Genomic DNA, 24,078 nt, shown 5'->3' with positions numbered 1-24,078 from the left:
GCGTTGCCGACTCACCCAGGAGTTTCGATCACTTATTCCAATCGGGGTATCCGTGAAAGCCGTGGCCAACATGCATAAAGAGTACAGGGCGGTCTTAGGAGAGATGACCAGCAGGCTGTCGGAGCTAGCCGCATACGAGATGGGCCAGTAGCGAGCAGCCAGCTCGCCACACCTCGATTTCGCAATTTCACGGTAGGGCAGGATTAAACGTAACGCCCCCCTTCCAGGGAGCCCATGCGAAGAATACACCGAGCTGGTCGCGGTAGCCACTGTATTTCAAAAGAAACGAACTGAAGGAGAGTTCGCGCAGAAAGACGGGCTGAAAATTAGGGGCAACCATTGCCACTCCCCACTTGTTGGGGTCGACGTCTGACGGATTCCAATGGAACGTCCACCCGTCGAGAGCACAACCCCAAGGGATAAGACCGTTCGGATGCGGATAGAAGGCTATTTGCTGGCCGCGAGGTGACGCTGTCGCCAACGCTCCTAGGCATCAGCTAAGCGCACCTTGCCCCGAAGACGTCTAGGGTTGACTAATGACTAAAGACTGGCCGCTGCTCACGGAAGCCGAAGCGCTGTCCTGCGCCGGGGATCGACCGCAGGTGCTGCCGGCGGAAGGCGTCACCTACGTGGTCGGGTCGGCGGCGACGCTCGTCATCGTCCACGGCGGCGGCCCACGCCACAGCATCGTACGGAACTTCGACACGCTCGTGCTCCGCGAGCCGTTCCCGGCACCGGCCGAGTTAGGACTCGAGTCGAAACTCCCGGTCCTCGGCTTCGCCCAGATCGCCAACAGCTACGTGCCGTTGGGACGATTGGGAAGAACGGTTAGTCAGCACAGACCCGCCGAGGCCAACGACGGACCGCGCTCGCGCGACATAGCGCTGAGGTGGTCAAGATTTGACTTGGAAGACCGGCTGCCGTTCGACCTTCTTGACCAGATCCGACCGACTCCGCAGGAGCCGCTACCGGACCTGCACTGGATGGACAGCCTCCCCCACGACCCCGTCACCGCCCTCCAACGGTTCGTCGCCGACTGGTACGCCGACGTCCCACCGGCCACCTGCACCACCCACCCACCCGACCGGCCGCTACCCGGCCCCCTCCTCGACTTCTACCGCGCCGCCGCCGGACGCCAGGACGTCCTCGGCCGGTTCAACAGAATCCTGCGCCCCCACGAATTGGAAGACGAACCCGACGGCATGATCGTCTTCGCCACCGAAAACCAGGGCGCCTTCGTCGCGCTCATCGACCCAACCGAGCCCGACCCCACCGTCCACTACGACGGACTCGACGCCGAACAGGAACGGGAACCACTCAGCGGCTTCCTGCTCCAGTTCCTCCTCACCGAGGTGGCCTACTCAAGCCCGTTCACCGGCTACGCCACCGTCACCCCACAACAGGCACAACACCTCATCGCCCCCCTTGAACCCGTACCCCTGCGAGCCATGCGCTGGACAGCCGACCCGACCCGCCATTACGTCGCTCCCGGCCTCGTCGTCTCCACCATCCCCCTTCCCGATGGCGCCGTCGAGGTCTGCGCCGGCACACGACGCCGCTGCGCACTCAAACCCCTACGCGAACCCGGATTCGCCTGGGAAAACTTCGACGGCTGAACCTTGCCCACGAAGGCAGACGTGCACTGCGGGCCCTCGGCCGAGCATGCCCCCGCGCGGATATAACCGTGACCGTCAGGGGCCCGTGGGTCGGCCGTATGAACACCGGACGGATCTACCTACCCGTACAAACCAGTCAACGCTTCGGCCACTACCTCGACGACATACGGGACCGGCTTGGCGTGGAACACGGCCGCTGCTGGCCGGCTACCTCCAGCTGAGAGACGAGGTGACTGGCAGCCGCTACCGGACGCTTCGGGACCTCGTGAGGTCGCATCAACAGATGAGGGTCTCAATGCCGGTCAGCGAACTCTGGGTCATCGCCACGATGGACGAGCGTCGGCTTGCCACTGCCCCTTGGGCTGCACCCGCCATTCGAAGTTGGCCTGATATCCGGGTCCGCCGAATCGCTCCGGGCGATTGGGCTTGAACGACGGCGGGCGATACTGCCGAAGGCCATCCTGACTACTCATGGTTCTACCATCGCTTGCGACCTTGTAATTTGGACCGACCCATGCAGAGCCCATCATATCTGCCTCCACTCGCGTCCCAGAGCCGATGCCGGAGAACCCCTTCTGGCGTGCGGCATCACGTAGCATTCCCGCCATTTCCATCTCGCGCTCGACAGACACGCCACACGCAGTGTTATGGACGAGGACTGGCGTGTTGCCGGCGAGCACATAGTACGTGTGGCGTTGTTACGGCGGCTGCGGCGATGTCATGGCGTCGATCTTGGCAGGGATCTGGGCTTTCGCTCAACCACCCGTCAGCAGTTCATCGATTGATGGCGATTTTGACCGCAGCCGTGACAGCAACGTGGGCGCACGCCGGGCTGAGTGAGCCGTCGGCCGGGGCGTCTACTCGGTCGGTCGTCTGGTGCTGTTGGCGGGTTTCTTCTTCCGTGCGCGGCGGTCGATGAGGCGATCCACGGCGGCGATGCGGCGGTGGAGGCGGGCGGAGCCGAGCGGTGGCTTCCGGCGATCGACGCCACACCGCTACGCGGCGCGCCACCGGACCCGATGACTCTGGAATCGGTTGAGGAGGCAAATCACTCAACGTGCTCGGCATCCGCGAGCCGACGTGCACCCTGCGAGCTACGCCACTGCGCAACATCGACATATGGACATGCTCACTGCCCATCTGACACCAACCCTGACCGCAACCCGGGCAACCAATCGCGCCCCTCGGTGCACTCCGCAGTGCCCCTGACACGGGCCGCGAGCGCCAACTCAAGCAGCTTGATGCTCGCCGACGCCTCTGGTTACTGATGAAACGGCTCTACATCGCCCCATTCCCAGTAAACCTTTTCTTCAGCAGCGACATGTTCAATGGCAGGCCAAACACGACCAACCTCACGGCCGAGCGGCACGTCGATGGCGACATGTCTATCGCCACTCCACTCAGATTTCAGGGCATCATCGATGATGGCACGAGTAATCGAATTCCGCATCTCGTATGACTCGGAAACCGACAGCGAAGGCGCCAGGAAGACGCGGAACACGCGATGACCTGAGGGCCTGAGTACTTCAATGATCTGTTTACCTTCGGAGTCAAGCCTCACCACATCGTTGAGCGCCAGTCCGTAAACCCGAAATGGAATACACGAGACCTCGTAGCCATTGCCGTCGAGGGGCCTTAACCAGATCTGCTCCAGGGAGCCGGCGAAGCCATAGGGCTCAAGATTCACCATCGCCAGATAGTTTGAGCTGGTACGACCCACGGGAGATTCATGAACGATGTACTTCGTAACGGACACGACGTGACCCACTTTCACCAGAAGCTGCGTCCCCGACGCTGACACCTCAACGTCGGGGACGTGCAGCCACTACCGAATCTCTAGGCTACCGCACACTGGCTACCACCAAGGCGGAGGGAACGGGCCGGTGTAGTTCGGAGGAGGATTAACAGGCTGCCCCCGAGCACCCTTCGAACTATTACAGAAGGTACATGCTGGCGTGGTATTCGCGTCCGTTAGGTCCCCACCATGGACCCGCGGTTCGACGTGATCGACGCTCGTGGCCGGATTAGTTCGGCAGTAGGAGCATAGGGGCGTTGGCAAACTTGGATCAGCATTGACGCCAATATTGTAATCTTCCAACATGCTTGGCGGAATGCGCTGCCCAGCCCCAGGACCACCACTGGAACCGGCCGGAATATCGTAAATTGGAGCGCCGCCGGGACCGCATCCAATTGGAGTGTTGGTGTTGTGGACGAGTACCGGCGTATCGCCCGCTATCACATAGTACGTGTGGAGGTGGGCGACGGTGAGGTTGCGCATGTCGTGGTGGCCGCTCCAGTTCGTGATCTGGACGACTCGGGTGGCGTGGCCGGTGTCGTCGATCAGGAGGGTGCCGGCGGTGAGTGCGGAGGCCACGGTCCAGCGGTGTGTGGCGGCGTCCCAGAACGGGTGTTCCTGAGTGGTGTGGATGACCTTCCAGCCCTGGGCGGTGGCCACGGTGACGTCGGTGAAGTCGGTGTCGTGGTTGTTGTGCAGCTTCGTAACCGGTTCGCCGGCTGCTTCGCCGGTTTCCGGGTCGGCTGCCCTGACCTTGTCTCCGACCTTCACGTCCTTGATCGCCTTGGTGCTGCCGTCGGCCATCAACACCTTCGTGTCAGGTGTGAAGCTGTTGAGGCAGGCTTTACCGACTGCTGCGTCCTCCCGCGCGGCAGTAGCGACCTCCGCGCCACGGGTAGCCTCTCCGACCTCACCCAACCTGCCCGCCTTCGCCGCGGCTCCAGCACCACCGCTGAGGAACAGGGAAGCGACGTTGACCGCTGTCCAGGCACAGGCGGTTCCATCACCCTGGTCACACTTGCGTGCGTCGGTAATGCCCGTCAGCTCGCCGAACTGGCTGTTGGCCAGCCGCTCTGTCGCGGCGTCCTTCTCCTGCTGATCCCCACCGACATTGGTGGCCGAGGCGGTCTCCAAATCATCAAGCTTCTGCAGGCCCCATTTCATCCAGCTCGGCGCCTGGTCGGCCTTCGGTCCCTCACCGAAGAACCCTTGTACGTTGTGCACCACGCTCATGACAGCGTTGTCGTCCGAGCTGCCCGAGCCGCCACCTCCGCCGTCGGTCGCGGCGAGCATGTGCCCGTCCAACTCGACGTTGCTGATGGGGTTGCCGGCGCCGAAGGCGTACCGGTTGCCGGTGAACGGGTCCGTGCTGAGGTGCATGTCGGCGAGGGCGCCGTTGTAGCTGTCGCGGGTGAGGAACCGGTTCAGGCCGGGGCTGTAGTTCCGGAACCCCATGTCATAGTCGCCGGAGTTCTGGTCCCACCGCTTGGCGTTGAACCGGTACGCGTTGTACGGCTCCTTCGTCGGGTCCTGCGCGTCCGGCTTGTCGATCCCGGTGAACTGCGCGTCGTCGTTCTGCCCGTAGGCCGTGTAGCCGTACGTGGCCTTCGTGTCCCCGCCGTCGTCGGTCACCTGCTCGACGTCGGTATGCGGGTTGTAGCCGTAGAACCCGTTCTCGGTCGTCCCGTCGTCCTTCTGGGTGATCTGCGACAGCCGCTCACCCCACGGCGAGTACTGGTACGACTTCGTCAGCTTGCCGGCCACCGACTCGTCCAGCACCTCACCCGACAGCCCCAGATAGCCGAAGACCGTGGTCTTCTCCTTCGCCCCACCCGCGTCCGTCGTCTTCGACGCGATCCGGTCCAGCGGGTCATAGCTGTACTTCGTGGTCGACGTACCACCCGAACCGAGCTTGCGGTTCTCCACCACGTGGTCGAACCCGTCGTACACGTTCCGCTCGATCACCGCGGACCCCGAGGTCACCGTGTCCAGCCGGCCGAACGGGTCGTAGTTGTACGACGCCTTCGCCCCGCCGGTCACCGCGGTCAACAACCGGTTCCGGTCGTAGTTGAACGCCGTCGACGTGCCCTTGACCGTCTGGCTGGTGACGTTGTTGTTCGCATCGTGCACGTACGTCTCGGTCCCGGCCCCGTCACCGGTCTTCGTCACCGACGCCAGCCGGTCCCGCGGGTCGTACGTGAAATCGCTCGTGGTCGTCAGGTACGCGCCGTGGTTGTCGGCGTTCATCTTGCGGTTGACCTCGTGCGACCGGTTGCCGTTCAGGTCGTACGTGAGCGAATCGTCCGAGACCACCGTCGTGCCGTCCGACTTCTTCTCCACCTGGCTCTTCAGCAGCCCGTCCAGGTAGTAGGTGGAGGTGACGACGTTGCCGTTGCCCTTGGTCTCGGTGTACCGCTCACCCCGGTCCGTGTACGTGAACCGGGTGGTCTTCGCGGCCGGGTCGGTGGCCGTCTTGCCGTTGGTGACCGTCTCCGGCAGGTTCCGGTCGTCGTAGGTGTAGCCGGCGTACTGCCGGTCGTGGGTTGTGGAGGTTGGCGCGCCGTTCGGGTCGTAGTCGAAGGACGTGGTGTTGACCGTCGAGCCCGACTTCGCCTCGGTGACCGTGTCTACCTGGTTGAGCCCGGTGTACGTCACCGCGTAGGTGTCGACCTTCGTACCGGGTGACGAATCGGTGATCGTCGTCAGGTTGCCGTTGGGGTCGTACGCGTAGCCGTAGTCATGCTTCTCGTTGTCGGCCTCGCCGGTGTTGTCCCGGACCAGCTTGACCGCGTCGGCCACCACCGTGCCGGTCGCCTGGTCGGAGAGCGTCACCTTCTGCGCGTTGCCCTCGGCGAAGGAGTAGGAGCCGAGGCTCACCCAGCTGCCGGTGTTCGCCGTCTGGTTGACCGTCTTCGTGGCGGCGCCGCCGTTGTAGTTGACGGTGAACTTGGCGTCGGTGGCCGCCCCGGTCACCTGCGGATACCAGGCGTACACCTGGTAGCTGCCGGCCTGCGGCACGTTGAGCTGCCAGGTGAACACGTTGCTGCCGGTGCCGGCCGCGTGGGTGGCGTAGTCCTGGCCGTACTTCCCGCTGGCGGTGGTCCCGGCCGGCCAGGTGCCGGTGGCCGTGGCGTTGTTGAAGTCGGAGTTGTTGACCAGCACGACCTGCTTGCCCACCGGCACGCCGTCGTCGGCCCGCGCCTTGAGCTTGCCGTCCGGATAGTAGGACCAGCTCATCGTCCGGTTCGACGACCCGCCGGCCGAGGTGAGGGTCCGGCTGGTCTGCTGGCCGAGGTCGTTGTAGTCGTACGCGGTCCTGATGTCCCACGGGTCGGTGGAGGTCTCCGCCCAGCCGTTGTCGAAGTACGTGTACGTGGTGTTGTTGCGCACGGACTGGCCGGCCGACGGCGGCGCGGACAGCGTGGTGAGCCGGCCCACCTCGTCGTAGTCGTAGGTGGTGATGTCCGGGGCGTTGTACCGGGAATCGGCCTTGCTGTATGCCGAGTGGGTCTCCTTGACCCGGTTCAGCTCGTCGTAGACGGCGACCGTGGCGAAGTCGTCCGGGTCGGTGGTGTCCGGCGTGGCCACCCCGCGCGGGCTGGTCACCTTGGTGGTGTTGCCGACCTCGTCGTACTCGTACCGGGTGCTCCGGTAGGTGATCGTGCCGCTCACGTTCTCGTGCGGCACCTTCACCTCGCGGGGCTTGCCCACCGGGTTCAGGTCGATGGTGGTGGTGTTGCCCAGCTGGTCGGTGCTGGCCTTGACCAGCCCGTCCTTGTCGTACGTGCTGGTGGTGAACTTGCCGATCGCGTCGGTGGTCTTGTAGACGCGGTGCGCCAGGTCGTAGTCGTAGATCGTGGTGTAGTCGGCCGGGTCGGATGTGGCGTTCTTGCGCGGGTCACCAACCTTGTGCACGTTGCCGACGTTGTCGTACTCGTACGTGATCTTGTCGCCCTTGGCGTTCACCACCGAAGTGAGCTGGTAGATCTCGTCGTAGTTGTTGGTGGTGACGTAGTCGGTCGGGTCCGTGGTGCTCAGGTTGCCCTTCGGCTCGGTGGTGGTCCGCAGGTTGCCGACCTTGTCGTACGTGTAGGACGTCTGGCGCTGCGGGTCACCCGCCTGGTCGACCGGGGCGAGGATGGAGTTGACCTCATCGGCCTCGTCGTAGGCGGCCGTGGTCACCGCGCCGTTGGGCGCCGTGGACCGGACCACGTTGTCGTTCGCGTCGTAGCCGGGCGCCGGCGTGGTGACGTACCGGCCGGCGGACTGCTTGACCGGCACCGAGCCGTCCAGCGGCCGACCGAACGTGTCGTAGTTCTGGGTGGTGACCTTGCCGAGCGCGTCGGTCACCTTCTTCACCTGGCCGCGCTCGTCGTACTCGAACGTGGTGGTGTTGTTCTTGGCGTCGATGATGTCCTGCGGATACCCGTTGGAGTCGTACCGGTTGTACCTCGTGGTGTGGTCGTTCGCGTCGAGCTGCGTGCTGACCTGCCCGTACGCGTCGTAGGTGTAGCTGGTCTTGTAGTCGTTGGGGTCGGTGGTGGTGTTGCCGATCGGGTCGACCACCGAGGCCAGGTCACCGGCCGTGGTGTACCCGAAGGTCCACTTCCGGCCCTCGGGGCTGGTCTTGCTGGCCAGGTCGGCGACGTGCCCGCCCAACTGGTACTGGTAGGTCAGCGCGGTCCCCGGCCAGCCGTTCTTGACCGCCTCGGCGTCCTTGATCTCGGTCGGATAGCCGGTGTTCGGGTCGTACTGCCAGGTGGAGACGGCGCCGTTGGCCTCCTCCAGCCGGTTGACGTTGTGGTCGTCGTCCCACTGGAGCTTGGTGGTCTGGGTCTTGGCGTTGGTGGTCTCGATCGGCCGGCCGTACCCGTCCATCAAGTACTGCGTGCTGTGCTGCTCGGCGTCCGTGACCGTGGTCTTGATGTTGTTGGTGGCGTCCGGATCGACGTAGGTGAAGCCGGTCGAGGAGTTCAGCCGGTCGGTGTAGGACTTGGTGGTCCAGTGCCACTTCGGGTCGTCGCCGGTCTTGGGGGCGTTGTAGTCGACCTTGGTGGCATGGTTTCGCGGATCGGTGACCTGGATGAGCTTGACGTTCTTGTTGCCCTGCGTCATGTCGTACCGGAACTGGAACCGTTTCGCGTCGCCCATGGTGCCGCTGGAGCCGTCGCCGTCCACCAACTCGCCGAGCAGGCCCTTGTCGGTATAGGTGAACCGCATCTTCCGGCCGGAGATGTCGGTGATCTGCGCGACGTGGTCGATGATCTTCGGGTTGGTCAGCCCGCCGGTGGCGTGCACCCGGGCCCAGCTGGTGTCGTCGACGTACCAGTAGTCCTGGCCCTTGGCGAAGTAGTCGATGGTCAACGTCCGGCGCCCGGCCGCGTCGGTGAGGTACTTCAGGAACTTGGTGGGCTTGTTGTTCGACTTCCGTTCCTCGTAGGTGAACGTCATCGTGTTGAGGTCTTTGTCCTGGATGGACGTGAGGTAGCCGTCGCAGTCGTAGAAGAAGCGGGTGCGGTCGGGCCGGGTGAGCGACCAGGCCTGCGACTCCTCGGTGTTGGGCTTGCAGTCGACCCCGGGCTTCTGTTCGAGGTAGAGGTGCACGCCCTTCGGGCTGATCCACGTCGAGGTCGCGGAGTCCCAGGTGAACCAGTGGTTCGTGCCGTCCCCATCGGTGAGGGTGACCTTGGTCGGGTGCGGGTTGGGGTGGAAGTCCAGCGGGGCGCCGAGCCGCATCATCGACGACGCCTGCACCGACCAGCCGTATCCGGCCACCGTGTCGGAGGTGTCCAGCGAGTTGTACGACAGCCGCACGAACGTGGACAGGCCGCGCGACGGGTTGCTGAACGCGTTGTACGACCACACGCTGTTGCCGGAGTACAGGCTGTTCATCAGCGTGGACCCGGCGCCGGTGTTCTTGCCCGCGTACGAGTAGAACTTCTCCAGGCCGAGCTGGTCGGACGTCGGCTCCTCGACGGCCACGTTCTGGTTGAGCGAGGCGATCGGGCTGGCCTGGGACAGCCACTGCTTGCTGGTCTTGTTGTACAGCTCCCAACGCAGCTCGTAGTCGGTGCGTTTGTTGCCCTCGTCGGTCGAGGCCGGGGCGGTCACCTGGGCCGACACCGTGACCGCCTCACCGGGTAGCACGCTCTTGGGCAGTGCGGTGACGGCCTGCGGGTTGTTGTCGATCGGTGCGCTGTCACCGGGGCGGGCCCAGCGGTAGGTGAGCTGCCAGTCGGCGGCCGACCAGGTGCCGGTGGTGGGGTTGCTCACGGTGACCGGAACGGTGGTGGTGCTGCCCGGCGCCACCCCGGTGGGCGTCTCGGGAGCGTAGTAGGTGCCGGCCGCCGTGGGCTCGATGTAGGTGACGACCAGCTTGGGCCGCAGTTGCGGCTCCGCGGCCTCGCTGGACAGGAACAGCGTGCGCTCGGCCGGGCTGGTCTCGTTGGCCAGCTTGACCAGGAAACCGTTGTTGGCCTTGGTCCCGTTGACCCACTTCTGCACGGCGTCCTTGGTGTACCAGAGCCGCCAGGCGGGATCGTCGCTGTTACCGGTGACGGTATCGAGCACGGCGGGGTCGTAGTCCCCGCCAGCCGTCCAGGAGGTGGTGGCGTTGGCCTTCGACCAGGAGGCGGTGGCCTCGTCGAAGGGTGTGTTGAGCACGTGCGCCTCGTAGCTGGCCCCGGCCGGGGTCGGGGTGGTCACCGACCACAGGTCGAACTCGGCCTCGAGGACCTGCGCGTTGCTGGGGATGGTGGAGACCTCGGGGAATTTCACCACGGCGCGGCTGCGGCCGTACGTGCCGGAGTTGTTCCCGACCATCAGCCACGGGTTGCCGGCCAGCACGTCGTGTCCGGTGGTGGACTCGGTCGCCGACAGGGTGGTGTCCGGGGTGTCGCCCTGGATGACCTGGACCACCCGCCCGGCGCGGGGCAGCTTGACGATCTCGGTGGGTGCGGAGATCAGCGATCCGTCGCTGGTCTTCACCGCGATCATGTAGTAGTAGACCTGCCCGAACGGGTCGGTGGAGTCCGCCGGCGTCGGGGTGGCGGTGGTGTCGGTGAAGGTGGTGGCGTCCTTCGCCACCGGCGCGACGAGGGTGGCCGCCGACGGGGTGAAGTTCTGGTACACCGAGCGGTGCACCTGGTATTCCACGATGTCGCTGCCGGCGTAGCCGGACCACTTGAGCTCGGCGCCGGTGGAGTAGATCCGGGTGGGCGCCTGGAGGGTCACCCCCGGCTTGCCGTAGTTGACGATCAGCTTCGGGGTGTTCTCGTTCTCGCCGTTGTAGGCGTACTCGGCCGCCTCGTACCGGGGGCCGCCCCGGCCGAGGGTCGCCTCGTCGACGGCCTTGAGCATGAAGCCGTTGTTGGCGGTGCCGTTGATCCAGGACTGCACGAGGTTGGTGACCGGGTAGCTGTGCCAGGCGCTGGTTTCGTTGGCCTTCTTCACCACGCCGGCCTTGGTGAGCCGGACGGCGTCCGCGCTCACCGACGCGGTGGCGCTCACGCCCGTGTCACCGAGGACCACCCGGCCGGTGGTGCCGGCATTGAACGGGAAGGAGCCGAGGGTGGACCAGGCGGCGGTGCCGGACACCTTCTGGTTGACGTTGACCGTCTTGCTGCCACCGGCGTACTGCACGGTGTAGGGCGCCGCGGTCACCCGGTCGGTGCCGGTCAGGAAGTGGGCGTCCACGGTGTAGCTGCCGGTCTCCGGCACCGGGGGAACCCAGGTGAAGGTGTCACCGGTGGTGGTGTTGCGGTTGTACCGGTGGCCACCGTTGATGCCGGCCGTGTTGCTCTCCAGCGGCCAGGTGCCCTGCGCGCCCGTCCGGCTGGTGTCGCTGTCGTCGACGGTGATCGCGGTGCTGCCGGCCGTACCGACGCTGGCGTTGATCTTGTTCCAGGTGACGTCCTGTTCGTTCCAGGCCGCGGTCACCTGCCGGGCCTCCAGGGGTACGTCGTACGAGGAGGTCGTGTGGTCTTGGTCGAAGTACATCTGCAGGCTGGCCGAGTCGATGGTGGTGTTCGCCGGGATGCCGGACAGGCCGAACGCGACCAGGCTGCGGGCCTTGGAGGAGGTCGTCGTGCCGACCGACAGCCGCCAGTTGCCGTCGAAGTTCGTCCCCGGCGAGTCCGAGGTGATCATGGCGTCGCGGGAGTCGGTGGGCGTCGGCTGGATCTTTATCGTCGGGTCGACGGTGACCGGCCAGGCCCGCTTCGGGTCGGCCAGCCAGCCCGGGTCCGCCGCCACGTCGATCGCCCAGCGGGAACCGTCCGCCCGCAGGCTCTGGGTGACCTTCTTGCTGTAGGTGTAGCCGTACGGGGAGGTGGCGTCCGGGTGCGAGTCGTACATGAACGGTGCGGGCATCACCAGCAGCACCCGGTTGTCCAGCGGGGACCGGAACTCGATGGCGCCGTCGGGCCGCTGGGCGAGCTTCAGCGTGCCGGCGTCCATCGTGAAGGTCAGGGCAGGGGTCGCGGCGGCGCTGCGCAGCACCATCCGCTCCTTGAGGGCGGTCGGGGTCACCTGGTACGACAGGTCGACCCCGTCGGCGATGCCGGGATAGCCGACGGTGTCGCCCTTGATGGCCGGGCGTACCCGCCGTGGCGATCCGGCCAGGCCGAGGGTGACCCGCTGGCCGCCCAGCTCGAAGCGGGTGAGGGTGGTCGTGGAGGCGCCGAACCGGCTGCTGAAGGTGTTGCTGGTGTTCGCGGCGGCGTAGCCGCCGGCCGTCGAGGTCGTGACGGTGGTGTCGATCGGCTGCCAGCTGCCGTGGCCGTCGCGGTAGAAGCGCGGGCTGACCGACAGTTCGGCCTGCAGCCGGCCGTCCGACATCTGGAACACCCGGGTGGTGGCCGTGCGGCGCTGGGTGAGTTCGCGTACCCGTTTCGCCGGTTTGGCCTTGGCGCCTCGCGGTGCCGGCCGGTTGACGGCCAGGCCGGCCTCGACCGGTTGCGGCCGGGGCCGGGAGTGGCCACCGCCGACCAGGCCGCGGGCGGCGTCGCCCAGCCGGGACAGCACGCCGGGGTGGCTGCCCGAGCCGGCCGCGGTGTTGGTGGTGCCGGCCGACCGCGAGCGCCACACCGTCGCCCCGCCGAGGCTGCCCATCATCGCCAGGATCAGGACCACGATCAGCGGGATCCGCATTCTCTGCCGCACTGTCACCCTCCGCCCGTCCGCAGACACGTTGGGTGGCAACCTAGGGCGACGAGGCATATGGACCGGCATGCGTCCGGCACATTGCCGGACGCCCCTTCTATATCGATGCATATGCCTACGACGGCTGCCGCCGGTGCTAGCGTCGCCCGGTGACTCAGCTTCCGGGTACGGCCCGACTCCTTGGAACCGGCGCGACGATCGCCGCACTGACCATATCCACCGTGCTTGCCGCCGCGGCGCCGGCCGGAGCCGTCGCCAACGGCACCCCGGTGGCCGAGGGCAGCTACCGGTTCGCCACCAAACTGACCATGACGAACATCCCCCGGGCCGACGGCAGCAGGTACGACAGCGCCTGCTCGGGCGCTCTCGTCGCAGCACAGTGGATCATCACGGCCGGGCACTGCTTCCACGACACCGCGGGCAACCGGGTCAGCGGGCCGGCGCCGTACGCCACCACGGCCACGGTGGGCCGGGCAGACCTGGCGGACAGCACCGGGTATGTCGTCGACGTGGCCGAGATACGCCAGGCGTCCCGGTACGACGTGGCGCTGGCCCGGCTCGCCACCCCGATCACCGACATCGCCCCGTTGCCGGTGGGCGCCGGGACACCGGGAACCGGCACCATCCTGCGGATGACGGGCTGGGGCGCCACCGGCTCGGTCAACCCGACGCCGAGCAGCCACCTGCAGAGCGGCCAGTTCACGATCAGCCGGGTGTCGAACACCTCGGTCATGGTGAAGGGTTACGCGCCGGCCAAGGACACCAGCGCCTGCCTGTGGGACTCCGGCGCCCCGTACTTCACCGACAACCCGGACGGCACGCAGACCCTGGTGTCCGTCGAGTCCGACGGTCCGGCCTGCCCGCACGCGCAGGAGGAGACCACGTCACGGGTCGATCGGCTGGCGAGCTGGGTCGAGCAGACGACCGGGGCCCAGGCGCGCACGGGTCTGCGCCACCAGGGCTGATCCGGGGGCCGGCGGCGGATCGTCGCCGGCCCCAGCGGAACTGCGCGGTGGACCGGCGGACGCCGGCCCACCGCCGCCCGCCCGGGGCGTCCCGTCGCTGCCCGCCCGGGGCGGCACGCTGTCGGCCGTTCCCAGCCGCGGCTCGGACGGGGAGCCGGCGAGCTCGGCGACGTAGGCATCGACCAGCGGGGCCAGCCGGTAGTCAGCCGGCCCGCCCTCCACCAGCTGGGCGTCCAGCAGGTTCTCGATGGCCCGGCAGACCCTCGCGGCCGAGACACCGACCCGGCGGGCGAGCCGCGGCACGCTGTTCGGCAGGTCACCGCCGCCAAGACCGGTGAGCAGCCGCATCGTCGCCTTGTCGCACCCGACCATCGCCACGGCGGTGGCCACGCTGGCCCGCACCGACAGGTCGTCGTGGACCAGCACGTCGAGCCGGCCGTCCGGATCGGCGAGCAGGCCGGCCAGGTCGGTCGCCGACAGAGCCGGCCACCTCGCCAGCTTGGCGCCGGCTATCCGCAGCGCCAGCACCGAGCCGGCGCACGCCCGGATCAACTCGTCGGTGCCGGCAGGATCGGCCGCGAGCGGACCGGTTCCGGCGTACGCGGCCAGCACCGCCCGCGCCTCGGAGCGGCCAGCGGCCCCAGGTCGACCCGCCGGACCCCGTCCAGGCCGCCGAGGAACCGCTGGCCCACCACGACGAGCGCCGGGCCCGCCCCGGCGGGAATCAGGTGCCGGATCTGGGCCGTTCCGGTGACCCCGTCGACGACCAGCAGGATCCGCCGGTCGGCGGTCAGGGAGCGGAACCGCCCGGCCCGCTCATCGGTGGTCTCCGGCACATCGGCCGGGGCCACGCCCAGGCCGCGCAGTACCCGGGCCAGCACCTCGTCGGAACCTGTTTGCGGGTCGCCACCGAGGTCGACGAACAGCTGCCCGTCCGGAAAGGCGGCCGCCGCGGCATGCGCGGCCCGGACGGCGAGCGCCGTCTTGCCGCCGCCAGGTGGCCCGGTGACCACCAGGACGGCCGAAGCGGTACCGGACAGGGCCGTTGCGGCCGCCGCGACCTCTCGGGACCGACCGACAAAGGTGACCGGGTCCGCCGGTAGCTCACGCGGCACCGTCCCCGCCGGACCCGACGCGTACGGCTGCCCGGTGGATGAGGCGAGCCAACCGTCCGGCGGCGGCTCGACGGACGGCCGGTTCGGTGCCGTCGCGGGAAGCGGATCGGCCGGTGACGTCACGACGATCAGCTCGGCCAGCGGGTCGGAGGAGATCGCGGGAGACCGATCCAGGATCGCGCGGTGCAGTCCGGCCAACTCCTCCCCCGGTTCGATCCCGAGCTGCTCATCGAGGGCGGTCCGGGCGGCGCGGTAGGCGGTCAGCGCCGCCGGCACGTCACCGCTGCGGTACAGCGCGAGCATCAGGTGTTTCCACGCCCGCTCCCGCAGCGGATGCGCGGTCAGATGGCTGCGCAGCTCGGTGATCAGGTCCGCGTGCCGACCGACCGCCAACCGCGCCTCGGCCAACTCCTCGAACACCAGCACCCGCTGCGCCTCGAGACCGATCCACTGGTCGTCCAGGCGGGTCCCCCGGGGCACGCCCTCGCCCGCCGCGCCGCGCCACAGCCCCAGGGCGGCGGTCAGCGGCGCGATGGCGCCAGACGGATCGGCATCGGCGAGCCGGTCGCGGCCCTGCGCCGCGAGCCGGGCGAACTCCGTGACGTCCAGCTCGCGCGGGTCCAGCCGCAGCTCGTACGCCCTGGGGCGGGCGACCAGCCGGTCGGCAAGCAGCCGGCGCAATCCGGCGGCATACGAACGCAGGTTCGGCAGCGCGGAGGCCGGCGGCAGACCGGCCCACACCATGCCAGCGAGCCGGTCGAGCGAGACGGACCGGTTCGCCGTCAGGGCGAGTCCGGCGAGCATGGCGCGGCGCTTGCCGCCGCCCGGCACGACGACACGCCCGTCCACAACGGATTGAAAGCCACCCAGCAGCCGTATTTCCAGTCGCACCCGTCGCTCCCCCGTTGACCGTTCGGGCAGACCGAGGCTATGCGCGCTACGAACGGCCGAACAAGGGTGACCAAACGGTCAGGCGAGTGACAATCATCAACGCCATAAGACGGCGCGTCGCTGTAACGCGAGGCCTTCCCACGCCGCTGTATCTTGATGGTCGGCGCGTGAAGCTTGCCGCCGGCAAGGAAACGACTCGAAGCGGTCGGGCTTGGGCTCCGCCGCGAGGCGACGCGCTGGCGCAGGCCGCCCGGCAGTTGTACCCGACTATGGTGGCCGATACCGAAGCGCTGGCCAGCTTCGGCAACCAGGCGTTGGATCAGGTCAACGCCGAGGTCAGCCAGATCGTCCGGGATGTCGGCCGGGTCGACATCCCGGAACTGACCAGCATCATGCACGAGATCAACGACCGGATGCGCGGCTTCGCCGCAGTACGACCCGAACGACCCCAAGATGCGGGAGACCTCCACCAAGTTCTCCGACGCCATCCGGGGCCTGTCCCACAACGATCGAGCAGCGGCGACCGTCGGTGTGTTGCGAGGCCCGGCTACCTGACATACCCGCACCCGCGTCCCCACTGCGCCCCCACCGGTGGGGCTGTCGTGGCACGCCGTACCGACCTGTCCGGGCACGCCTGAGGGGTGCGGAAAAGGTGTGGACAGCCCGGCGGATGCGGCCCTGCCACGTTCAGGCCCTCGCCGGGCCCCGCGCCATGATTCCGGGCCTTAGCGTGGCAGGATGGCAGCGCCCCCCATGGCACCGCCGTCGGAGATAAGCCGCCGACTGACGTTCCTGTTCGCCTTGGCGGCGGGAGTCGCCATCGGCAACCTGTACTGGGCGCAGCCGCTACTCGGCTTCATTGCAGGCGACCTACGCGCCGCGACCGAGACTGCCGGCTGGCTCGTCACCGCGACGCAGGTCGGGTACGCCGTCGGCGTGCTGCTGCTCGTGCCGCTCGGCGACATCCTGGACCGCCGCCGGTTCGTCCCGGTCATGCTGCTGACCTCGGCCGCCGCACTGCTGCAGTGCGCGCTAGCGCCGTCGATCGGCGTGCTCCTCCTCGCACTCGGCCTGCTCGGCGCGACGTCGATCTCCGGACAGGTCCTCACACCGCTCGCCGGGGACCTGGCTGGCGACGCCCACCGTGGCCAGGTTGTCGGCGCCGTCGGGTCCGGAACCCTCACCGGTATTCTGGCCTCCCGCACGATTAGCGGGTTCGTCGCCGGCACCGCCGGGTGGCGTACGATCTTCGCCCTCGCCGCGGTCGTCGCCGTCCTGCTCGCGGTCCTGCTCTACCGCGCGATTCCACCGCTGGCGCCGCGGACGCGCATGTCATACCCGCAGCTCATCGCCTCGGTCGGCGCTGTGGTCATGCGCGAGCGGGCGGCCCGATGGACGCTGGTCCTGGCCGCCACCGGGTTCGCCACGTTCTCGCTGTTCTGGACGGCGCTGACGTTCCTGCTCAGTAGCCCACCGTTCCGGTACCCGGTAGCGGTGATCGGGTTGTTCGGGTTGGCTGGCCTCGCTGGCGTCCTTTCCGGCCTGCACGGCGGCCGTCTACACGACCGCGGTTGGTCGCTGCCGGCCACCGGCGCGTCCTGGGCACTGACCCTCGGCGCCTTCGTCGTCGCGACGTTCGCCGGGCGGTCCGTCGTACTCATCATCATCGTGATCGTCGTGATCGATGTATCCCTCCAGACGCAGGCCCTCCTCAACCGGGCGCGGCTGTTCACCCTCTCCCACGAGGCCCGCAGCCGGCTCAACACGGCGCTGGCCACCGGCAACTTCATCGGCGCTGCTATCGGCTCCGCCGCCGCGACCACGCTCTGGTCCGCGGGCGGCTGGACAGCGATCACGATCACGGGAACGACGCTCTGCTGCTTCGCGCTCACCGTGTGGGCGCTGGGACGTCGCGGCCCACTCATAAGCCGCTTCGCCCTGACGGACGGCCGTAGCGGACCGTAGTGAACCTCCCTCAACCGCGGGACACGTGCTCGTAGTGCTCGTAGTGCTCCGACTTCATGCCACGGCTCGGTCGGCTCCTCCCGATCGGTGGCGTCATGCCCGTGTGCGGCACGTTCCGGTCTCGGAGCGCAGCACGGGCGCGAATGACGCCGAGTGATCGTGACCGCAGGCGCAGGTCCGGTGCGTCTCGGCGATGAATATCCGCGGTGGGACGCCGGTGAGCCGGACGCATTCGCGCGTGAGGTGGGACTGGTCCGCGTAGCCGGCGCGGAGGGCGAGCAACCCCAGCCCGTCGTCCGTCGCCGCGCGGCCCTGGCTGATCGCCTGCTGGACGAGCGCGAGGAAGCCCTGGAAGCGCAGCATCCGGTGCAGCGCCTTCGGTGCGAGCCCGACCGCTCTGTGGCAGCGGCGACGCAACTGCGTCTCGGATATGTGAAGAGACGCACTCAGCGACGTCACGTCGGCCGTACGCCATGGCATGAGACCGTGAACCATTTTGGACACGAGCAGGTCCGGGGGCTCACCGCCGACGGCGTGCTCGTGCACGTGGATCTGCACGGCGGCGAGCGCTTCCTGCGGCGAGGCCGCCGTGGCGACCGCCTCGCCAAGGGCGGCGGCCGAGTGGCCCCACAGCTCCTCGGCGTTGAGCGCGAGCCCGACCACCTCGGACGCGGGCTGCCCCGCGACCGCCGCGAAGGCGCCCGGCACGAAGCGCAAACCGATCACGGTGGCGCCCGGCTGGAGCACCTCGACCAGCGGCGAGGTGAGCGGGCCGATCACTTGCGGAGTCGAGCCGGCCCGGCAGACGAGTTCGACGGCACCGTTGGGGATGCGCCGGTGGATGTACGCCGCGGCGGCGCGGCCGACTTGCTGGACCCAGACCGACGAGACGATCTTGCGCAGCGCGGGGGCCGGCGAGCGCTCCACGTAGGTCTGCCCGTCCCCGGCGGGCGTGGGAAACGGGTCGCCGGTCACGGGCCCAGTATGTCGCGCCACCGGGTGGTCAGCCCCGTGAGAAGGACGCCCGGTTTGTTCAAGAGCGCGCGGCGGTCCGGCCGTACGGTTTGGCCATGTTCAGGATCATGATTTCCTACCCTACGGGGCTGCCGGCGCTCGACCGCCGATCGCGTCTCACTCGGCCGCGACATCGACGGCTGGGTCCACCCCGCGGGAGCGCAAAGTGAACGCGACCATCCAGGGAAAGCTGTGGAGCAGCGACCCGCAGGGTTGGGCAGAGACCGCGGAGGGCCGCATCCGGCCGCTGTACGAGGATGTGATCGAGCGCCTTCACCCTCTTCCCGGCACGCGGCTCCTCGACGCCGGCTGCGGCTCGGGCCTGTTCGTCGCTCTGGCAGCTCAGGGCGGCGCGGACGTCATCGGGCTGGACGCGGCCCCGGGACTCATCGAGTACGCCCGCCACCGTCACCCGGCGGCCAGCTATGTCGTCGAGGACATCGAGCGCATGCCGTTCCGCGGCGGCGCCTTCGACGTCGTCACCGCGTTCAACTCCGTGCTCTACGCCGCCGACCCGCGCCGCGCGCTCGCCGAGATCGCGCGCGTGACCGCCCCCTCAGGACGGGCCGTTGTGACGGTCGGCGCAGGTCCCGAGCAGGCCGAGAGCGCAGCGCTGATCAATCCGCTCGCCTCCCACGACGAGGTGCCCGACCGCAGCGCACTCGACCTGGCCGATTCGGACGCGGCTCGCGGCGCACTGCTCGATGCCGGGTTCGCATCCGTGACGATGGCCGACATCGCCTTCGACGTCGACTTCGACAGCGAGGACGACGCGGTCGCCGCCCAACTGCCGGCCGGCCCGGTCGCCGCGGCGGTCCGACACTCCGGCCGCGCGACCGTCGAGGCCGCGCTGCGATCCTTTTTCGCACCGCGATCACGCGCCGACGGAACCGTACGCATGGGCCTTGTCTTCCGCTGCTATCTCGCCCAGCGGGCGCGATGACCGCCGACGCATTCCAGTTCGCCCGGGTAACGCGGCGCGACAGCACCGATGAGGCCGGGTAGTCCCGCACGCTGTGGCCTCACACCGGTCCGGGCTCGTCAGCGCGCACGGCGGCGGGTGACTGGAGACCAATCCAGACGAGCACGATGCTGGCCCAGGTGACGATCACACCCACCGTCAGTGCCACCCGGATACCGGTCAACTCCGAGGATCCCGCAGCGGCGATCGCGCCCAGGACGGGAATGCCGATCGTGATGGCGACCTGTTGGGTCATCGAGGTGAAGCCGGTGGCCAGGCCCTGCTCGCCGTCCGGCAGGCCGGAGGTGCCGGTGACGGTGTAGGCGACGATCGAGGTCACGTGCCCGTAGAAGCCGATCAGCAACGCGGGTATCAGGACGATCAGACTCGGGCGGCTGGGGCCGATGAAGATCAGCGGAACGGTGGCCAGGCTATGCGTGGCCATGCCGGTGACCAGCACCGTGCGGTAGCCGTAGCGGCCGATCAGGCGGCCGGCGATCGGGCCCGCGAGCACTGCAGCCAGGCCCGGCACACCGAAGACCAGGCCGGTGACGAAGGGGCTGAGACCGAGGATCCTCTGGAGGTACAGCGTCATCAGGAAGATCATCGCCGTCTCCATACTGAACACCACGAGTCCGGCGTAGTTGCCCCACTTGACGGTCGGGCGCTTGAGGATGCGGACCGGGACGAGCGGCACCGGCGTGCGCAGTTCGATCAGCCAGAACGCGGCCAGGAGCACGATCCCGACGCAGCCCACGAGAAGGCTCTGCTCCACGATCGCGTAGACGGCAGCCAGCAGGCCACCTGTCACGGTGATCGCGCCCGGTACGTCCAGCGTGGGACGGTCGGGCACCCTGCTCTCAGCGATGACGAATGGCGCGACGACAAGGATGATCAGGGCCACCGGCACTTGATGAAGAAGGCCGCGCGCCAGCCCGACAGGCCGACCATGGCGCCTCCGACAAGGGCGCCGATGCACCGTTGAGGCCCAGGACACGGTCGCGGGCCGCGCCCTCCCTGAATGTGGTGGTCAGCAGGGACAGTCCCGCCGGGATGGACATGGCGGTGGACAGGCCCTGGAGTGCACGGGCGCCAAGCAGGGTCTCCGGACTGGTGGCGAAACCGCCGAGTAGCGAGGCTGCGGCCAGCAGGATCACTCCACCGAGGAAGATCCGGCGGCGACCGAGCAGGTCGGCCATACGTCCAAATAGAAGGGTGAAGCCGGCGGCGGGCAGGGCGTAGGCGGATGCGATCCACGGCAGTGCCGGCAGACTCAGGCCCACCCCCTCGCCCACCTTCGGCAGCGCGACGTTCAGGATGGAGAAGTCCACGGACAGCATGAACCCGGCACCGAGCAGGATCAGCAGGATGATTCGCTGGCGCCTGGTGAATCGGGGCGGCGCGATGGTGTCGCTGGTCAAGAGCAAGTTCCCTTCACAGGTTCCCGTAGCGGCGACATCGGCACGTCGGTGCACCGGAGCGCCCGGTTGGCGTTCAGCCAGACCCGAGCGGCGCAGAGCTGCGCCGCTCGGGTCTGGTAGGTCGGGCCGCCGCCGACGCTGCGGCGCACGCCGCCCGGCCGGCTTCTCGCCCGTCGCAGCACTGGCGCCGTCCCGACTGACGAGCCCGCGACTCAGTGCCAGTTGCTGATCTGCACATCGCGTGGATCGGGCCTTCCGGCGCCGGTCTCCACCAACTGCTTGAGGCTCAGGAGATAGGTCGCCCACTTGGTGCTGCAGTGGTTCATGAATTCGACCGGCTCGCGCCAGCCCTCGTGCGTGAACAGGACGATGGCGTAGTCGCCGTCCTGGTACAGGTCCCACTGGATGTGGGTGCCGATCCACTCGTCCGGGCCCTCGACGACCTCCCACCGCACCGAACGGCCCGGATCGAGCGCCACGACCTTCATGTCGAACCCACCCGGGACGAACCGGAACTGGATGACGCCGTCGACCTCGGTGTCCCCCGTTGTCTTCTCGGCCCACCACCCGGACAGTCCCTCCAGGGTGGTGATCGCCGCGTAGACCTCGCCGGTCGTCGACCCCGCTACCCCGATGCGATGCACGATGTCTACCAATGCCCTGCCCTCTCTGACGTGTCGATGGATTCCGCTCAGGCCGGCTTACGCAACCTTTGGTTGCGGATCACCTTAGTCCCGCCGTGAAACCAAGCGCAACCTCTAGTTGCAGGTCGTCCGAGATCGGCCCACGGTTCAGAACTTCCGTTCCCAGCGGAACGTCACAGGGGGCACTTCCACCCGGCTCAGCCGCCGACGTGGATGCCGGGACGGCGTGCGGGATCCCGTTCGGCCTTGCGCAGGATCTCCCGCACCACCGGCGGGGTGTCTCCCCGACCGAGGATCAGGTACCGCATCAGGTGCGCGATGGGGTTGCCCTCGGACCACTCGAAGTGCGCGTGCGGGCGGACGCCGGTGGCGTCGCGCAGGGCCAGCAGGATCGCCGCGATCGCGTTCGGGGCGGCCGGGCTCTGCACGCGCAGCACGCGATGCCCGCCGATCGCCAGGCCGCGTACCCGCAGGACGTCGCTGAAGTCCGACGGGTCGATGACCTCGATTTCCAGGAACAGCACGTCCGCCTCCCCGGGCACCGGATTGATGTCCCGTTGAGAGCGCTCCTTGGCCCGGTACTCGGCATCGGAGGCCGCGTCCGGGCGGTGGGCGATGATGTCCAGCCGGCCGTCGTACTCGATGGAGTCGGCGATGAAGCGCCGCGCGGTCTCGTCGAACTCGATCCGCTCCGCGCGCAGCTCGGTGGTGCGCGACACCCGCGAGATCAGGGACACGACGATGATGCCGGCGATGAACAGGCCGGAGATCGCGATCCCGTCCGGCTTCTCGCGGATGTTCTCGGCCAGCGCGTACAGCAGCACCAGGGTGAGCACCGCGAACCCGGCGGTGACCAGCCGTTGCCGGCCGCGCAGCGCGGAGATGGTCACCGCGACCGCCCCGGAGACCATCATCGCCAGGATGCCGGTGGCGTACGCGCCGGCCTGAGCGTTGACGTCCGCCCGGAACGCGACGGTGATCACGATGCTGATCAGCGTGTAGACGATCACCACCGGCCGCACCGCCCGCCCCCACTCCGGGGCCATGCCGTACGAGGGCAGGTAGCGCGGCACGATGTTGATCAGACCGGCCATCGCCGACGCGCCCGCGAACCACAGGATCAGCACGCTGCTCAGGTCGTAGACCGTGCCGAACGCCTCCCCGACGTACTGGTGGGCGACGTAGGCCAGAGCCCGGCCGTTGGCCCGCCCACCCGGCTGGAACTCCCGCGCCGGAATCAGCACGGTGGTGACGAACGTGGTCAGGATCAGGTAGCCGGACATGATCAGCGCCGCGGTGGTGAGCAGCCGCTTGGTGTTGGCGATCCGGGCGGCTTGCCGCGCCTGCGCGTCCGGGCCGTCGCCGCGCACCAGCGGCATCATGCTCACGCCGGTCTCGAAACCGGACAGGCCCAGCACCAGCAGCGGGAAGGCCAGGACCGCCGGGCCGACGACATCGCCGACCCCGTTCGTGCCGGCGGTCAACGCGTGCGCCCAGTCCGCCAGCGGGCCCGGGTCCCGGACCACCCGGACCAGGCCGACGGCCACGATGACCGCGTTCAGCAGCAGGAACACCCCGACCAGCGGGATCGCGACGCCGACGGCCTCGCTGAAGCCGAGCAGGAACACCCCGCCCAGGATCAGCAGCAGCACGACGGTGACCACCACCGCGGCGGTGGTCCCGTGCGGGAACCCGTCGGGCAGGACCGGGTTCTCCAGCAGGTGCACGGTCGCGTCCGCCGACGACAGGGTGATCGTGATGATCCACGAGGTGGCCACGAACCCCAGCAGCACCAGGACGAACAGCTTGCCCTTCCAGAACGGCAACAGCCGTTCCAGCATCGCCACCGACCCCTGACCGTGCGGGCTCTCCCGCGCCACCCGCCGGTACATCGGCAACACCCCGAACAGGGTCAACGCCACGATCAGCAGCGTCGCCAGCGGCGACAACGCACCGGCGGCCAGCGCCGCGATGCCCGGCAGGTAGGACAGGGTGGAAAAGTAGTCCACGCCGGTCAGGCACATCACCTTCCACCAGGGGTGAGGCGTGGCGTGGGACTCGCCTGCCTCCGGGCCGGCCGGCTGCACCCGCTCGTGCAGCAACCACCGCCCCAGCGGGCTCGATCCGGGGGCCGCCACCGGCGGCATGTCGACGCACTGCGGCACCACTGGTCGGGCCGCGCCTGGCAGGAACCCGCGCTGCCGTACGCCGACGTTCACCGCGGCGCGTCTCGCCGTGCGCTTCGACCGACCGTCACCCATGTCGATGTCGCCCCTGTCCGTGCTCGGGCCGGAGGCACCGACGTGGTGCCCCTCGGGCAGCGGACAGAGTACCCACGGGGACATCACCTGCACGCCCGTCGGCGAGCACGACTTTCACCAGCCCACACAGCGCCCCCGCCCTGGTGGGTGGACGTCCCCCGCGCCGTCTCGACGCACCGACCCGTGCGCCGCCGCTGCAGGTTGCGACGGTGCCCCGAGGTGTTGGGGCGTAGCCGCTCGCCGCATCCGGGGCGACCGGACCAGCCTG

The 24,078-nt window shown here is 68.2% G+C and carries 14 protein-coding genes; 5 read left to right on the top strand and 9 right to left on the bottom strand.

What is annotated here, in order from left to right; translation table 11 throughout:
* Nucleotides 1-536: 536 nt before the first annotated feature.
* Complete coding sequence (locus tag ACFFHU_RS09525; protein ID WP_377337379.1) at nt 537-1,616, top strand: hypothetical protein; 1,080 nt, start codon at nt 537-539, stop codon at nt 1,614-1,616.
* Between the two features lie 1,261 nt (nt 1,617-2,877).
* On the opposite strand, the gene ACFFHU_RS09520 is transcribed toward ACFFHU_RS09525, so the two are convergent.
* Nucleotides 2,878-3,336, bottom strand: coding sequence for a DUF4265 domain-containing protein (locus ACFFHU_RS09520; protein WP_377337377.1), 459 nt, complete (start codon nt 3,334-3,336; stop codon nt 2,878-2,880).
* A 135-nt stretch (nt 3,337-3,471) separates the two neighbouring features.
* The gene (locus ACFFHU_RS09515; protein ID WP_377337376.1) at nt 3,472-12,573 is read right to left on the bottom strand and encodes a golvesin C-terminal-like domain-containing protein; all 9,102 of its coding nucleotides are present in this window, start codon (nt 12,571-12,573) and stop codon (nt 3,472-3,474) included.
* 149 nt (nt 12,574-12,722) lie between these two features.
* On the opposite strand from ACFFHU_RS09515, the gene ACFFHU_RS09510 reads away from it, so the two are divergent.
* A complete protein-coding gene (locus tag ACFFHU_RS09510; protein WP_377337375.1) occupies nt 12,723-13,538 on the top strand; it encodes a S1 family peptidase in 816 nt (271 codons plus the stop codon).
* On the opposite strand, the gene ACFFHU_RS09505 is transcribed toward ACFFHU_RS09510, so the two are convergent.
* A complete protein-coding gene (locus ACFFHU_RS09505; protein ID WP_377337374.1) occupies nt 13,458-14,150 on the bottom strand; it encodes a hypothetical protein in 693 nt (230 codons plus the stop codon). The two genes, ACFFHU_RS09510 and ACFFHU_RS09505, sit on opposite strands and share 81 nt — an antisense overlap.
* Nucleotides 14,087-15,544 (bottom strand): AfsR/SARP family transcriptional regulator, encoded by a 1,458-nt coding sequence (locus tag ACFFHU_RS09500; protein WP_377337373.1) that lies wholly within the window; start codon nt 15,542-15,544, stop codon nt 14,087-14,089. Before ACFFHU_RS09500 ends, ACFFHU_RS09505 begins: the two co-directional genes overlap by 64 nt.
* Nucleotides 15,545-15,630: 86 nt before the next feature.
* Here ACFFHU_RS09500 and ACFFHU_RS09495 point away from each other — a divergent pair, with 86 nt between their 5' ends.
* The gene (locus ACFFHU_RS09495; RefSeq protein WP_377337372.1) at nt 15,631-16,182 is read left to right on the top strand and encodes a hypothetical protein; all 552 of its coding nucleotides are present in this window, start codon (nt 15,631-15,633) and stop codon (nt 16,180-16,182) included.
* Between the two features lie 100 nt (nt 16,183-16,282).
* Nucleotides 16,283-17,509, top strand: a complete 1,227-nt coding sequence (locus tag ACFFHU_RS09490; RefSeq protein ID WP_377337371.1) for an MFS transporter — start codon at nt 16,283-16,285, stop codon at nt 17,507-17,509.
* Nucleotides 17,510-17,602: 93 nt separating this feature from the next.
* On the opposite strand, the gene ACFFHU_RS09485 is transcribed toward ACFFHU_RS09490, so the two are convergent.
* Nucleotides 17,603-18,484, bottom strand: coding sequence for an AraC family transcriptional regulator (locus tag ACFFHU_RS09485; RefSeq protein WP_377337370.1), 882 nt, complete (start codon nt 18,482-18,484; stop codon nt 17,603-17,605).
* A 205-nt stretch (nt 18,485-18,689) separates the two neighbouring features.
* On the opposite strand from ACFFHU_RS09485, the gene ACFFHU_RS09480 reads away from it, so the two are divergent.
* Nucleotides 18,690-19,466: a class I SAM-dependent methyltransferase gene (locus ACFFHU_RS09480; RefSeq protein ID WP_377337368.1), complete on the top strand. Its 777-nt coding sequence runs from the start codon at nt 18,690-18,692 to the stop codon at nt 19,464-19,466.
* A gap of 79 nt (nt 19,467-19,545) precedes the next feature.
* Here ACFFHU_RS09480 and ACFFHU_RS09475 read toward each other — a convergent pair whose 3' ends face one another.
* The 4 genes from ACFFHU_RS09475 to ACFFHU_RS09460 form a co-directional block, all read right to left on the bottom strand.
* The gene (locus tag ACFFHU_RS09475) at nt 19,546-20,388 is read right to left on the bottom strand and encodes an MFS transporter (RefSeq protein WP_377337367.1); all 843 of its coding nucleotides are present in this window, start codon (nt 20,386-20,388) and stop codon (nt 19,546-19,548) included.
* On the bottom strand, nt 20,345-20,905 hold the full coding sequence (locus ACFFHU_RS09470; protein WP_377337366.1) for an MFS transporter: 561 nt from the start codon (nt 20,903-20,905) through the stop codon (nt 20,345-20,347). Before ACFFHU_RS09470 ends, ACFFHU_RS09475 begins: the two co-directional genes overlap by 44 nt.
* Before the next feature lie 212 nt (nt 20,906-21,117).
* Nucleotides 21,118-21,549: an SRPBCC family protein gene (locus tag ACFFHU_RS09465; protein WP_377337365.1), complete on the bottom strand. Its 432-nt coding sequence runs from the start codon at nt 21,547-21,549 to the stop codon at nt 21,118-21,120.
* A 197-nt stretch (nt 21,550-21,746) separates the two neighbouring features.
* Nucleotides 21,747-23,696: an APC family permease gene (locus ACFFHU_RS09460; protein ID WP_377337433.1), complete on the bottom strand. Its 1,950-nt coding sequence runs from the start codon at nt 23,694-23,696 to the stop codon at nt 21,747-21,749.
* Nucleotides 23,697-24,078: the final 382 nt, after the last annotated feature.

The sequence above is a fragment of the Plantactinospora siamensis genome (genome assembly GCF_042434095.1).
Taxonomy (GTDB): domain Bacteria; phylum Actinomycetota; class Actinomycetes; order Mycobacteriales; family Micromonosporaceae; genus KBS50.
The sequence above is the reverse complement of the archived record's forward strand: the minus strand, read 5'-3'. Positions and strand labels throughout refer to the sequence as shown.

Excerpts from the sequence above, each read along its gene's own strand:
- ACFFHU_RS09490 (WP_377337371.1), top strand. The coding sequence starts at position 16,283 with ATGGCAGCGCCCCCCATGGCACCGCCGTCGGAGATAAGCCGCCGACTG.
- ACFFHU_RS09525 (WP_377337379.1), top strand. The coding sequence starts at position 537 with ATGACTAAAGACTGGCCGCTGCTCACGGAAGCCGAAGCGCTGTCCTGC.
- ACFFHU_RS09460 (WP_377337433.1), bottom strand. The coding sequence starts at position 23,696 with ATGCCGCCGGTGGCGGCCCCCGGATCGAGCCCGCTGGGGCGGTGGTTG.